The organism is Pseudomonas sp. MF08831, assembly GCF_059862645.1.
The window spans coordinates 1-13,544 of the sequence record NZ_JCBCUX010000024.1 but is presented as its reverse complement, the minus strand read 5'-3'; the positions used below and the strand labels follow the sequence as shown (position 1 = coordinate 13,544).

13 protein-coding genes and 1 pseudogene are annotated in these 13,544 nt (G+C 61.2%); 5 read left to right on the top strand and 9 right to left on the bottom strand.

The features are described 5' to 3' along the window. Positions 1-6: 6 nt before the first annotated feature. The gene (locus AC19YS_RS31070; protein ID WP_124416913.1) at positions 7-372 is read left to right on the top strand and encodes an antibiotic biosynthesis monooxygenase; all 366 of its coding nucleotides are present in this window, start codon (positions 7-9) and stop codon (positions 370-372) included. On the opposite strand, the gene AC19YS_RS31065 is transcribed toward AC19YS_RS31070, so the two are convergent. The 4 genes from AC19YS_RS31065 to msuE form a co-directional block, all read right to left on the bottom strand. Then, positions 361-1,464, bottom strand: a complete 1,104-nt coding sequence (locus tag AC19YS_RS31065) for a sigma-54 interaction domain-containing protein (protein WP_500603487.1) — start codon at positions 1,462-1,464, stop codon at positions 361-363. The genes AC19YS_RS31070 and AC19YS_RS31065 overlap by 12 nt on opposite strands. Before the next feature lie 11 nt (positions 1,465-1,475). Continuing rightward, positions 1,476-2,663: an acyl-CoA dehydrogenase family protein gene (locus AC19YS_RS31060; protein ID WP_106580596.1), complete on the bottom strand. Its 1,188-nt coding sequence runs from the start codon at positions 2,661-2,663 to the stop codon at positions 1,476-1,478. A gap of 183 nt (positions 2,664-2,846) precedes the next feature. Further along, positions 2,847-3,989 (bottom strand): FMNH2-dependent alkanesulfonate monooxygenase, encoded by a 1,143-nt coding sequence (gene ssuD / locus AC19YS_RS31055; protein WP_500603486.1) that lies wholly within the window; start codon positions 3,987-3,989, stop codon positions 2,847-2,849. 9 nt (positions 3,990-3,998) lie between these two features. Beyond that, a complete protein-coding gene (gene msuE / locus AC19YS_RS31050; RefSeq protein ID WP_106580598.1) occupies positions 3,999-4,562 on the bottom strand; it encodes an FMN reductase in 564 nt (187 codons plus the stop codon). Positions 4,563-4,961: 399 nt separating this feature from the next. On the opposite strand from msuE, the pseudogene AC19YS_RS31045 reads away from it, so the two are divergent. From AC19YS_RS31045 to AC19YS_RS31035, 3 genes and pseudogenes are all read left to right on the top strand, one after another. After that, positions 4,962-5,226: pseudogene (locus AC19YS_RS31045) on the top strand (hypothetical protein). A 233-nt stretch (positions 5,227-5,459) separates the two neighbouring features. Then, positions 5,460-6,620: a cysteine desulfurase family protein gene (locus AC19YS_RS31040; RefSeq protein ID WP_500603485.1), complete on the top strand. Its 1,161-nt coding sequence runs from the start codon at positions 5,460-5,462 to the stop codon at positions 6,618-6,620. Between the two features lie 49 nt (positions 6,621-6,669). Beyond that, positions 6,670-8,478: an aminopeptidase P family protein gene (locus tag AC19YS_RS31035; RefSeq protein ID WP_500603484.1), complete on the top strand. Its 1,809-nt coding sequence runs from the start codon at positions 6,670-6,672 to the stop codon at positions 8,476-8,478. Here AC19YS_RS31035 and AC19YS_RS31030 read toward each other — a convergent pair. After that, the gene (locus AC19YS_RS31030; protein ID WP_500603483.1) at positions 8,471-9,379 is read right to left on the bottom strand and encodes a LysR family transcriptional regulator; all 909 of its coding nucleotides are present in this window, start codon (positions 9,377-9,379) and stop codon (positions 8,471-8,473) included. The two genes, AC19YS_RS31035 and AC19YS_RS31030, sit on opposite strands and share 8 nt — an antisense overlap. Before the next feature lie 124 nt (positions 9,380-9,503). Between AC19YS_RS31030 and AC19YS_RS31025 the strand changes: the two genes are divergently transcribed. Beyond that, a complete protein-coding gene (locus AC19YS_RS31025; protein ID WP_200625126.1) occupies positions 9,504-10,484 on the top strand; it encodes a zinc-dependent alcohol dehydrogenase family protein in 981 nt (326 codons plus the stop codon). Here the strand turns inward: AC19YS_RS31025 and AC19YS_RS31020 are convergent. The 4 genes from AC19YS_RS31020 to rhtA all read right to left on the bottom strand — a co-directional run bounded on the left by AC19YS_RS31020 (position 10,477) and on the right by rhtA (position 13,283). Beyond that, positions 10,477-11,067: a 2-hydroxychromene-2-carboxylate isomerase gene (locus AC19YS_RS31020; protein ID WP_124416919.1), complete on the bottom strand. Its 591-nt coding sequence runs from the start codon at positions 11,065-11,067 to the stop codon at positions 10,477-10,479. The two genes, AC19YS_RS31025 and AC19YS_RS31020, sit on opposite strands and share 8 nt — an antisense overlap. Positions 11,068-11,103: 36 nt before the next feature. Beyond that, complete coding sequence (locus tag AC19YS_RS31015; RefSeq protein WP_145165924.1) at positions 11,104-11,835, bottom strand: SDR family oxidoreductase; 732 nt, start codon at positions 11,833-11,835, stop codon at positions 11,104-11,106. 113 nt (positions 11,836-11,948) lie between these two features. Further along, a complete protein-coding gene (locus AC19YS_RS31010) occupies positions 11,949-12,230 on the bottom strand; it encodes a hypothetical protein (RefSeq protein WP_106580605.1) in 282 nt (93 codons plus the stop codon). A gap of 165 nt (positions 12,231-12,395) precedes the next feature. After that, positions 12,396-13,283 (bottom strand): threonine/homoserine exporter RhtA, encoded by an 888-nt coding sequence (rhtA, locus tag AC19YS_RS31005; protein WP_106580606.1) that lies wholly within the window; start codon positions 13,281-13,283, stop codon positions 12,396-12,398. Between the last annotated feature and the right edge of the window lie 261 nt (positions 13,284-13,544).

Below are 13,544 nucleotides of genomic sequence, written 5' to 3'. Positions count from 1 at the left end.
GTGTTCATGCAGGTATCAGAGAAGAATCGCAGCTTCACTCAATTGATCGAATTTCAGATCGAGCCCCGGCAGCAGCTCGCGCTGGTGGCGGCCTTGTCCACCCAAAGCGAGCGCCTGGCCCAGGGCCATGGCGGCTTTATCAATGCGAGTGTGCAGGTCAGCGACGACGGCCGGCGGGTGCTCAACTACCTGCAATGGCGCTCGCGCGAGGAGGGCGAGGCAGCTTTCAAATGCTTTGAGCATGGCGAGGAAGATTTCTGGACACTGATCCGCGCCCACCAGGCCACGGCGGTGACCTTTGACTCGTTCCAGGTACTGCGCAGCTTTGAGCGCAGCCATGACAACGCGTTGCACTGTCGCCTAAATGGATAGGTGCAACATGCGCTCGCCTTGCACGTTTTCACCGGGCCTGCGCTTGTTTACCGCCAGTTCACCGATCTTGATCAGGCGCGTGCGCGTGACGTTGCGGCTCAGGCCCAGCAGGTTGGCGGTGTGCACCTGGTTGTAATGGCTGAAGCGGTAGGCGGCGCGCAATAACGCGTCCTCGACCTTCTCATGCAGGGCGCCGGCCTGTTCCTCGAAGAGCTTTTGAAACGCGCGCGCCAGCAGGGCTTCGGCGCTGTTGCCGGTGCCGTGCTGGCTGTCGTCCTGGCGCTCGATGCGCATGTTCGACAAGCGCAGATCATCGCGCTCGATCACGCCATTCCGGCAGATCAGCAGGGTGTGGTGAATCACGTTCTCCAGCTCGCGAATATTGCCCGGCCAGCTGTAGCTTTTGAGTTTGTGCTCGGCCTCGCGGCTGATGGTGATCGGGCCGTAACCCAGGCGCTGGCTGTAGGCTTCGATGAAGTGCCGGGTCAGCGGCAGGATATCGCCGGGGCGCTCGCGCAGCGGGCTGAGTTCCAGGCTGACCACGTCGAGGCGGTAGTAGAGGTCTTCGCGGAAATGCCCGGCGTTAATGGCCTTTTCCAACTGCACGTTGGTGGCGGCCAGTACCCGCACATCGATAGGAATGCTCTTGCGTGAGCCCAGGCGCACGACTTCGCGCTCCTGCAACACGCGCAGCAACTTGACCTGGATCGCCATCGGCAAGTCGCCGATCTCATCGAGGAACAAGGTGCCGCCGTCGGCCTCTTCGAACCAGCCGGCCTTGGCGCTGAGGGCACCGGTAAACGCGCCTTTTTCATGGCCGAACAGTTCGGCTTCCACCAGCGACTCGGAGAATGCGCCACAGTTGACCGCCACGAACGGCCGGTTGCGGCGCGCGCTCAGGTTATGGATGTGGCGTGCCACCAGCTCTTTACCGGTGCCGGTCTCGCCGATGATCAGCACGCTCGCTTCGCTGGGCGCCACTTGCTGGATGTGGTCGAGCAGGGCCTGGGATTTGGGGTCTTCGAAGACCTGGGCCGTGGCGCGGATCGAGGTCGCAAGGGCGGGCGAGGGCGGTAAGGTTAAAAGCTGCATGGGCACCTCTTTTAGGAATAGAACGTGGGAATCGGCAGGGACTGGTTCAACGCCCACTCCCCCAGTTCGTGAAGTTTGTAGTCCACCGGGTCGTGCAAGGTTTGTGTGCGCAGGTTGCGCCAATGGCGGTCCAGGCGCAGTGAGGCGTGGGTGGAGCGCGCGCCGGTGACTTCAAACAGCCGGCTGCATATCTCCAGGCCCTGGCGGGTGGCGGCGACCTTGGCGGTGGCAATCGCGATGGCCAGTTGGCCGCGTTCGTGCTCGCTGAGCTTGGCGCCTTTGGCCCAGGCCCGGTCGAGCAGATCGGCGGCGCGCTCGACCAGCAGGCGCACGCCTTCCAGCGCCACCCAGAACTCGCCGTAGTGGTGCAGCACGTAAGGGTCCTGGCGTACATCGTTGGCCGTGGATTTGTGCCATGAGCGGGTTTCGGTCAGGGTGTAGTTGCGCGCTTCTTCAAAGGCGCCCTCGGCAATCCCAAGAAACATATGTGTGAACGTCAGTTGCGCGATCAGTGGGCGCAGGCAGGCGAAGGGCGTGCTCAGTGGGCCTGGATCGAGCAGCAGTTCCGATTCTTCGACACGCACCCGTTCAAAGCTGGCGCTGCCGCTGTCGGTCTGGCGCTGGCCGATGTTGTTCCAGTCATTGTGCAAGGTGATGCCGCTGCGCCCGCTGGGGATGGCCGCGATCAACAGTTTGCCGCCGGCACTTTCATCCACCGCCGAGGCGATGAGCATTTCCGAGTCGCTGGCGCCGGAACAAAAACTTTTTTTGCCCGAGAATTCGCGCCAGCCGCCGAAATCCTTGACCACCGTGCGCGTGTCCAGCGGGTTGAGGGCATTGCCCCAGAACCAGTTTTTGCGCGCGGTCTGTTCGAACCAGGGTTGCCACTGGTCCGGGCGGGCAAACAGGCGCACGGTGGCGAGCATCAAGTGGTGGAAGCCAAAGACATGGGCGATGGAGCTGTCGACCTTGGCGAATTCGCGCACGATGCCCAGGGTTTCGCTCCAGCGCGCGCCGAGGCCGCCGTATTGCGTGGGTATGCTCAGGGCCAGCAGGCCGCTGTGGCGCAGGGCGTCACGTTCGGCTTTCGGGGTGCCGCCACGCTCGTCGCGCTCAACAGCGGTGAGGGCGAATTCGGCGGCCAGCAGTTTGGCGGTTTGCAGCGGCGATGGCAGGACGCTATGGGGGTTGGCTGTCACGGGGTTTCCTCAATTGGCTCAGAAGCCGTGCGCTGTAGGTCTGGCAATGCAGCTCAAGTGTGGGAGCTGGCTTGCCTGCGATGGCATCAACCGGGGTTCACTCAAACACCGAGTCGCCTGTATCGCGGGCAAGCCCGGCTTCCACAGAAAAGCAGTTGCCCTATCAGGCCGATTTCAGCGCGCTCAGGCCTTTGTTTTGGGCAGCACATCATTGGCAATCATTTCGCCAAACGGGCCGGTGAGGTTGGTGATGCCGCGCCCGGCGAGGCTGGCGTAGGGTTCCGGCAGCAGCGGGAACACAAGCTCAGCAAAGCGATAGGCCTCTTCCAGGTGCGGGTAGCCGGAGAAAATAAAGCTCTCGATACCCAGGTCGGCGTACTCCTTGATGCGCTCGGCGACTTGCTGCGGGTTACCGACCAATGCCGTACCGGCACCGCCTCGGACCAGGCCGACGCCAGCCCACAGGTTGGGGGCGATTTCCAGGTTGTCGCGGCGCCCATCGTGCAAGGCGGCCATGCGGCGCTGCCCTTCGGAGTCAAAGCGCGAGAAGGATTTTTGCGCGGCCACGATGGTTTCGTCGCTGATGTGCTCGATCAATTTGTCGGCGGCTTTCCAGGCGTCTTCTTCGGTTTCGCGCACGATCACGTGCAGGCGAATGCCGAACTTGACGGTGCGGCCGTGGCGTGCGGCGCGTTCACGCACATCCGCGAGTTTTTCCGCGACGGCGGCGGGCGGCTCGCCCCACGTCAGGTATACGTCCACCTGTTCGGCAGCCAGGTCGTGGGCGGCGACTGAAGAACCGCCGAAGTACAGCGGCGGATATGGCTTCTGCACCGGTGGGTAAAGGGCCTTGGCGTTCTGTACGCGCAGGTGTTTGCCTTCAAAATCTACCGATTCGCCCTGCAACACACGGCGCCAGATCTGCAGGAATTCGTCAGAGACTTCGTAGCGTTCGCTGTGGTCTAGGAAACTGCCGTCACCGCGGTTTTCGTCGGGGTCGCCGCCAGTCACCACATTGATCAGCAAGCGGCCGTTGGACAGCCGATCCAGTGTGGCGGCCATGCGCGCCGAGACGGTGGGCGAGATGATGCCCGGACGAATCGCCACCAGATAACGCAGGCGTTCGGTCAACGGCACCAGCGCCGAGGCGATGACCCAGGAGTCTTCGCACGAACGACCGGTAGGAATCAGCACGCCGTAGTAGCCCAGGTTGTCAGCCGCCTGCGCCACTTGTTTCAGATAATTGAGGGTGACCGGGCGTGCACCCTGGGTGGTGCCCAAGTAGTGACCGTCGCCGTGCGTCGGCAGAAACCAGAAAACATCCATGACAAATCCTTAAGCGATTTTCAGCAGAGAGGGGGAGTGCGCGGCAAACAAAGGTGCTGCGCGTTCTGCGGCAAGGCGTATGCGGCCCTTCAAGGGCTCGCTGGTTATTTGGTAGTCGGTGAAGTCGGCTTCGGTGGCGTACACACCGATCGGCAAGGTCAGTGCCTGGAAGAAGCTGAACAGCGGGCGCAGCTGATGATCGAGCACCAGCGCGTGACGTTCGCTGCCGCCGGTGGCGGCGAGCAATACCGGCGTGTTGATCAGCGAGTTGAGGCCGACCAGATCGAACAAGTGCTTGAGCAGGCCGGGGTAGGAGCCACGGTATACCGGTGCGGCGACGATCAGCAGGTCGGCCTGTTCGATGGCCAACAGTTGCGATTCAACCTCGGCCGGCAGTTCGTCACGCGACAGGGCACCGCCCAATGGCCGGGCGATGTCGCCCAGTTCGATCAGCGTGGTCTGGATCGGCAGTAACGTCGCCAGTTCGGCCAATACGGCCTGGGTCAGCACCAGGGTGCGCGAGGGGCGCCAGGTTCCGCCGGAGAGGGCAACGACATTCAGGGGACGGGTCATGAACAGTTCCTTTATCAACAGGGGTACATAGCGGGTGAAGTGGAACGTGTTGAGCAAGAGCTGTACCAACGGCTGGAAGCCTTGATGGGCGTGGGCTTCAGGCTCACTGCTGAAAAGTGAAGCTGTTGGCTGACTGGTGTTTTGTTGAATGACTGTTGCTGGTGCAACAGTTGCGTGGCGAACAGTGTTGATTCGAGATGGGCTATTTATAGAGGGTTAGGTTTATTCCGTAAATGAACGTATTTCCATATTTATAGATCTTAAATGAATATGCATTGCTGGCTATCGCAGGTCTCTGAACGGTTGATAGCGACTATCACGGCGGGTGATTTTTCACCGTGCGGAGGCGGGAGTAGCCTGTGTTCATTGACTCGAAACCTCCTGCGCAGGGCCTCCACCATGAACCAATTTCTGGCTGTTTCCGTACTGGTTGTCAGCGCCGTCCTCGCCGGCTGCGCGACCCATCCATCACCTGAATCCCGCCCTTACACGGCTGAAGAAACCAAGCAATTGGCCCTTGAAGCGCTGAGCCGTCGCGGCTTGTCGTTTGATGAATACCAGCAGCAGCGTACTGACCGCTCAGCCACAGAAGCCTTTCGGTTTTGATCACCAAGGCGAAATGAACGCCGAACGCAGCGTGGTGCTGCATGGTCGTCCCAGTTGAGCCGGCGCTCAGCAGCAAAAAGCCCGAGGATTCCCCTAAGGAACCTCGGGCTTTTTGTTTGCCATTAGGCTACTTCAGCCTGTTAAGCTGAATTTCAGGAGCGTTCCTACGCACATTTGCATAAAGTTGTTCTTCTTTAATGGCATTCGATCGGTTAAACCTGACGACCTCTGTTCCGGTTGATGCCCCTGAGACGTTGCTCTCGGGAACACGCTCTGCGAGTCTTAAACGTCATGAATAAACGTCCGTTGTATTTCGACTACGCCGCCACCACGCCGGTGGATGAGCGGGTCATCCAGGTGATGGTCGAGTGTCTGGGCTTCAATGCCAATTTCGGTAACCCCGCGTCCAGTTCCCATGCATACGGCCAGGCGGCCCGGCAAACGGTTGAACAGGCGCGGCGCCAGGTCGCCGAGCTGGTCGGTGCCAGCGCTGAGCAGATCGTCTGGACCTCCGGCGCGACTGAATCCAACAACCTCGCGATCAAGGGCGTGGCCCAGGCGCGAGGGGTGGCGGGCGGGCACATCATCACCAGCCAGATCGAACACAAGGCCACACTGGACACCGTGCGTCAGTTGCAGGAAGCCGGGGTGGCCGTCACTTATCTGGTGCCGGACGCCGATGGGCTGATCAGCGCCACCGCGGTGAGTGAAGCGTTACGTGACGACACCTTTCTGGTGTCCCTGATGCTGGTCAATAACGAATTGGGCACCTTGAACGACATCCCTGCCATCGGCGCACGGGTGCGTGAGCATGGCGCGCTGCTGCATGTGGATGCCGCGCAAGGTGCCGGCAAAGTCGCGATCGACCTGGCTGAATGGCCGGTGGACTTGATGTCGTTTTCTGCGCACAAACTGTACGGCCCTAAGGGCATCGGCGCGTTGTATGTCGGCCCGCGAGCGCAGCAAAAAGTGTTGGCGCAGATTCACGGGGGTGGTCACGAAGGCGGCCTGCGCTCCGGCACCCTGGCGACCCATCAGATTGCGGGCATGGGCACCGCGTTTGCCTTGGCGGCGCAGTCCTTCGCCGAGGAAAAGGCCACCATCGTCGCCTTGCGCCAGCGCCTGCTCGATCAGTTGGAAACAGTGGCGGGCGTGCGCCTCAACGGCAGCGCCACACAGCGCATTCCTCATACGCTCAGCCTGACGTTCAGTGAAGGTGAGTTCAATTCCGCCGCACTCAGTGCCGGCCTGGCGTTCTCGGCGACCTCGGCGTGTAATTCCGCGAGCAACGCGCCGTCCCACGTGCTTCTGGCCCTGGGCCATGACGCGCGCAGCGCTGGCCGTACCATTCGCCTGAGCCTGGGCCGGTTTACCACCGAACAGGACATCGATCAGGCCGTGCAGTTGATCAAAGCCGCACTCGCCAGTGCCCCGGCGTTCTGGGCGTTCTGATTTTTCATTCGCAACACATAACAATTATTAGTGGTTAGCAGGAGACACAATGAGTACGCAGCCTTTGACCCATGGAACGGTTCCCCAGCGCCTGGCGCACACCCGTGAACTGATGCGCCGCGAGGGCATCCACGCCCTGTTGGTACCGTCGGCCGACCCGCACTTGTCCGAGTACTTGCCGGGTTACTGGCAGGGGCGGCAATGGCTGTCGGGGTTTCATGGTTCGGTGGGCACGCTGATTGTCACCGCAGATTTCGCCGGTGTCTGGGCCGATAGCCGTTACTGGGAACAGGCGACCAAGGAACTCAAGGGCAGCGGTATCGAGCTGGTGAAGTTGCAGCCCGGCCAACCCGGCCCGCTGGAATGGCTGGCTGAGCAAACCCCCGAAGGCGGTGTGGTGGCGGTGGATGGCGCGGTCATGGCCGTGGCCTCGGCGCGTACCCTGGGCGGCAAGCTGGCAGAGCGCGGCGCGCGTCTGCGTACCGATATCGATTTGCTCAATGAAGTCTGGCAAGACCGCCCGGCCTTGCCGAACCAGCCGATCTATCAACACCTGCCGCCGCAGGCGACAGTCAGCCGTGGCGAGAAGCTCGCTGCGCTGCGAGCCAGCCTGAAAGAGAAAGGGGCCGACTGGCACTTTATCGCCACCCTGGATGACATCGCCTGGCTGTTTAACCTGCGTGGCGGCGATGTGTCGTTCAACCCGGTGTTTGTGTCGTTTGCCTTGATCAATCAGCAGCAGGCCATCTTGTTTGTGGCGCTGAGCAAGGTCGATGCCGAGTTACGCGCGGTGCTGGAGCAAGAGGGTGTGACCCTGCGCGACTACAGCGAAGTGGCGGATGCGCTGCGGGCTGTGCCGTCGGGCGCGAGCTTGCATGTTGACCCGGCGCGGGTCACGGCCGGTTTGCTGGAAAACCTCGATGCCGGCGTCAAGCTGGTCGAAGGGCTGAACCCGACCACGCTGGCCAAGTCGCGCAAGAGCCTGGCGGACGCCGAGCATATCCGCCAAGCCATGGAGCAGGACGGCGCGGCGTTGTGCGAATTCTTCGCCTGGCTGGACAGCGCGCTGGGCCGTGAGCGCATTACCGAATTGACTATTGATGAACACCTGACGGCGGCGCGTACCCGTCGTCCAGGTTATGTGTCGTTGAGTTTCAACACCATCGCGGCCTTCAACGCCAATGGCGCGATGCCGCACTACCACGCCACTGAAGAAGAACACGCGCTGATCGAAGGCGATGGCTTGCTGCTGATCGATTCGGGCGGCCAGTACCTGGGCGGCACCACGGACATCACGCGGATGGTGCCGATCGGCACGCCGAGCGAAGAGCAGAAGCGTGACTGCACACGGGTGCTCAAGGGCGTGATTGCCTTGTCGCGTGCGCAGTTTCCCAAGGGCATTCTGTCGCCGCTGCTGGACGCCATTGCGCGTGCGCCGATCTGGGCCGAAGGCGTGGACTACGGCCACGGCACGGGTCACGGTGTAGGCTATTTCCTGAATGTGCATGAGGGCCCGCAAGTGATTGCCTACCAGGCCGCCGCTGCGCCGCAAACGGCGATGCAGCCGGGCATGATCACCTCGATTGAGCCGGGCACTTATCGCCCGGGCCGTTGGGGCGTGCGCATCGAGAACCTGGTGTTGAACCGTGAAGCGGGCAAGACCGAGTTCGGTGAGTTTCTCAAGTTCGAAACCCTGACCCTGTGCCCGATCGACACCCGTTGCCTGGCGCCGTCGCTGCTGACGGCGGACGAGCGCGAGTGGTTCAACGCTTACCACGCCCAGGTGCGCGAGCGGCTCAGCCCGCTGCTCAGCGGCGCTGCGCTGGAATGGTTGCAGGTGCGTACAGCGGCTATTTGATCGGTTGCAGTTCGGGCGCCTGGGCCAGGGCGTCGGCCATATAGTCGACGAACGCCTTGACCCGGGCCGACTGGCGGCGATTGGGCGCCGAGACCGCGTAAATGGGCAGTGACAGCGGGGTGTAGTCCTGCAACACCGCAACCACGCGGCCGGCTATCAAGTCGTCAGCGAACAGCCACAGGGGCGACAGCGCAATGCCGAGCCCCGTTAGCACCATCTCGCGCACCGCCTCGGAGTTATTACTCTGGGCGTTGCCGGTGATGCGCACCGTATGTCGCGCGCCGTCCTTGTCATAGATCCACTGATTCTGGCTGCTCAGCAGGTTGAACAGCAGGCAGTTGTGCTGCGTGAGCGCTTGCGGGGTGAGCGGGGCGGGGTGCCGCGCCAGGTACGCCGGGCTGGCCACGGTGACACGGTGGGTGATGCCGATCTGCCGCGCAATCAAGCCGCTGTCGCGCAGTTCGCCGATGCGCAGGGTTACGTCCAGGCCTTCGCTGACCAGGTCCTGAAGTTGATCGCTGAGTTGCAGGTCGACTTGCACGTCAGGGTAGTGCTGCAGGAAACCGCTCAGCCGCGAGGCGATATGCAGGCGGCCAAAGCTCACCGAAGAGCCGACGCGCAACGGGCCGGCGATGGTTTCTCTGCCGGTCTGGAAGCTGTGTTCCGCCGCATCGACGGCTGTGAGAATTTCACGGCAGTGGTGGTAGTAGCGCTGACCTTCGTCAGTCAGAGACAAGTGGCGAGTGCTGCGGGCAATCAGCTTGCCGCCCAGTTCGCGTTCCAGGGCGCGCAGTACTTTGCTGATGGTCGGCTGAGTGGTCTGCATTTCCCGGGCGACGGCGGAAAAGCTGCCGCGTTCGATCACGCGAACGAATATTGCCATTGCATTGAGTTTGTCCATGAGCTGTCCGATTCATGCCATAGGCGCATAGGCACTATAGCTTTTTAGCGTCTTATCGGCATGAGTCGGTGGGCCGATCATTGGCCTCACTCCTCAACGAATCGAGATCGCCGACATGACTGATATGCACGCTTTGATTGTGGACGCTGTAGACGCGCCGCTGCGTTTGACCAGGATGCCCAGACCCGTGGCGGGTGCCGGGCAGGTGCTGGTCAGGATCAAGGCCAGTGGCCTTAACCCGCTGGACGCGAAAATTCTCGCAGGCCAAGCCGCACATGCCCGTCAGCCCTTGCCGGCCGTCATCGGCATGGACCTTGCCGGGATTGTCGAGGCGGTTGGCCCCGCGGTGCGGGAGTGGCGCGTGGGCGATGAGGTGTATGCGCTTGCGACGGGTATCGGTGGCGTGCAGGGTTCGTTGGCGGAATACGCGGTGGTCGATGCACGCCTGCTGGCAAAAAAACCTCAGGCCCTGAGCATGCGTGAAGCGGCGGTATTGCCGCTGGTGCTGATCACTGCATGGGAAGGGTTGGTGGACCGTGCGCACGTAGGCTTGGGCCACAAGGTGTTGATCCAGGGGGGCGCCGGGGGTGTAGGGCATGTCGCGGTGCAGTTGGCGGTTGCCTGCGGCGCCGATGTGTATGCGACCGGGTCCGCCAGGCACCGGGCGACGATAGAGGGCTTGGGCGCTACTTTTATCGACTATCAGCACCACAGGGTCGAAGACTACGTAGCGCAGCATACGGCGGGTGAAGGGTTTGACATTGTGTATGACACCGTCGGTGGCGAGACGCTGGATGCTTCCTTTCTAGCCGCCAAGGCATATCACGGCCACGTGGTCAGCTGCCTGGGCTGGGGGCAGCACAGCCTGGCGCCGCTATCGTTTCGCGGGGCGACGTATTCCGGTGTCTTTACTTTATTGCCGTTGTTGACGGGCAAAGGGCGTGAGCACCACGGACAGATACTGGCTGACGCGGCCAGGTTGATCGATGCGGGCAAGCTCAGGCCGATCATGGACCCGCATCAATTCGACCTGCAGACGGCAAACGCCGCCTACGATTTGCTCGCAAGCGGCGCTCAGGGGCGATTGGCGATAGCGATTAGCTGAGGGCTTCGCGCACAAAATCCAGACGGTCCTGACCGAAGAACAGCTGGTTGCCTACAAACATACTGGGCGCACCGAACACGCCGCGCTGAACGGCCTGCTCCGTGTTGTCCTTGAGGGCGGCTTTCACACTTTCGTCATTGGCCAGGGCCAGCACTTCTTCCGGGTTGAAACCGGCTTCGGTCAACACCGCGGCCACTACAGCGGGGTCGCCCATATTCCGACCTTCGACCCAGAGGGCGCGGAACAGGCAGTCGATGAAGCCCTGGAAGCGCTCGGGCTGGTGAAGCTGCATGCCGGTCACTGCGCGCATCAGCATCAGAGTATTGATGGGGAAATGCGGGTTGAACTTGAGCGTCACGTTGTAGCGCTGGGCATACCGCGCCAGATCGTTAAACAGGTACCGGCCCTTGGCCGGCACGGTGATGGGGGATGCATTGCCCGTGGCTTTGAACACGCCTCCGAGCAGCATCGGCTGGTACACCAGGGTCGCGCCGGTTGCAGCGCACAGGGCAGGCAGTTGGGTGTAGGCCAGGTAAGTGGCGGGACTGCCGAGGTCAAAGAAGAATTCCAGGGTTTTACTCATGGTCGATGCTCGCTGCTTATTGTTGTGAAGGCGTGCTTACCAGGGTTCATTCCAGGGGCGCAGGTCCAGTTCGAACGTCCAGGCGTCGCGCGGCTGGCTGTGCAGGTACCAATAGTTGTCAGCGATGTGTTCGGGGTTGAGGATGCCGTCCTGATCCTTCAGGGCGTATTTTTGCGGGAAGTTGTCGCGAATGAAGTCGGTGTCGATAGCGCCGTCGACCACTACGTGGGCGACATGGATATTCCTGGGGCCCAGCTCTCGCGCCATGCTCTGTGCGAGTGCGCGAATGCCGTGCTTGGCGCCGGCGAACGCGGCGAAACCTGCAGCGCCGCGCAAGCCCGCGGTAGCGCCGGTAAACAGGATGGTGCCGCGGTTGCGGGTGACCATGCGCTTGGCCACTTCGCGCGCATTCAGGAAGCCGGAGAAGCAGGCCATTTCCCAGATCTTGAAGTACTTGCGCGCGGTTTCTTCGAGGATGCTGCAAGGCACGTTGGCGCCGATATTGAAGACGAACGCTTCGATCGGGCCTAACTCGCTTTCGATCTGTTCGATCAGCGCGATGACCTCGTCTTCCTTGCGTGCATCACAGGCAAAGCCGTGTGCTTGGCCACCGGCCGCCTGGATGCTGTCGACCAAGGGCTGCAGCTTGTCCGCGCTGCGGCGGGTGACGCAGGCCACGTAGCCTTCGCGCGCGAAGCGCTTGGCAATGGCGCCGCCGGTGGCGTCACCGGCACCCACTACCAATACGATTTTGTTGTTTTCTGTCATGGGAACTCCGTTGCTCGATAGTCGAGCAGGAGTGTAGCCGCAACGTCGCAAAGGGCCGGGTCGAGATCAGATATTCACAAAAGGGAGCAGTCGGATGAAGACTGCTCGGGCGTTCACTTACAGATGACGATCATGCTGCGACTGGTGTAGCCGGCAGGGTTGAGGCCGAAGGGGTAGTCCCCAGGCTCCTCGGAGTTGTCACCGGACTTGGCGATAACCCGGTAGCCCTTGGCACCGCATGAATTGGCTGCGCTGGTGTAGCACTCGTCCCAGGAGGAGGACAGCCCTGAACAGTTGATATGCAGCCCTTTTTTGCCCCGTTTCACTTCTGTCTTGGTGGTCGCAGCACAGCCCGCAATGCCCACGACCATGAACAGTATCAATATTCTTTTCATCACTATCCTTAATAGCCGCTTCGCAAAAAGGCTCGATGCAGGCTTTACTCGCTCTCGATTGTAGCGTTCAGCTGTCCTTGTCGAAATTCTCCATGAAAGACATTCATTTACGGCCTAAACATGGCCTAAATAAGCGGCAAATACCAGAGCTACCTTTGATAGCGATCAATCGGCCGGCACCAGCGGTTTGGATTCATTGCGCATCGTCAGCGTAGCGCCTACAGAGGCCAGGATAATGCAGGTGATGGCCAGCCACTGTGCCAGCGACAAGTGCTCTTGCAGGAAGAACAGCCCGGAAAGCGCGCCGAATGCAGGCTCGATGCTCATCAGGGTGCCGAAGGTGCGGGCAGGAAGGCGAGTGAGTGCGACCATTTCCAGGGTATAGGGCAGCGCCGTGGACAAGATGGCGACAGCCAGGGCGACGGGGATCAGTGCAGGCGTCAGCAGCGCGGCGCCTGCGTGGACAATGCCAATGGGCGCGACGAACAACGCAGCAATCATTACGCCGAGTGCTGCGGTCTGGACGCCATTGTCGTTGCCGGCCTTTTGGCCAAACAGAATATAGAGCGCCCAGCAGATACCTGCGCCAAGGGCATAGGCTGCCCCCGTCAGATCGATACCGCTGCTGGCTTCGCCTATGGGTATGAGCAGTAGAAGCCCGGCGATCGCGAGGCCTATCCATAGAAAGTCCACCGCCCGGCGCGAAGCGTAGATCGCAACGGCGAGCGGGCCTGTGAATTCCAGCGCTACTGCGATCCCCAGGGGCACTGTGCGCAAGGACATATAGAAGAGGAAATTCATGCCACCCAGTGCCATGCCATAAATGACAACGGTACGCAGGGACTTGGCTGTGAGCTTGGCGCGCCATGGGCGTAGCAGAAGCAGCATGATCACACTGGCAAATATCAGGCGCAGGGTCGTGGTGCCCTGGGCGCCGACAATGGGAAACATGCTTTTGGCCAGCGAGGCGCCGGACTGGATGGACGCCATGGCTATTAATAGCAGGCCGACCGGGAACAACGCCGATGCCAGGCTGCGGGGTGGAGTGGTCATTGGGGTGTTTGTCCAAAGTCGTGGTGGAGAGGCAGGGGCATATGATGCTCAACCGGTGAGCTTTGAGCAATATATTGCTCAGTTTCTGGTTTTTGGGCGTCTATATAGAAGGTGTGACTAAGTTTTCGGGGTGTTTGATAGAAAAGCAAAATTAAGGGTTGACGGCAGATTCTGGAAGTCTATAATTCGCCCCACTTCCGGCGCAGTCGAAACGGAAAACTCCTTGGTAAACAAAGAGTTACGCAGAATTCGACAGCGAGT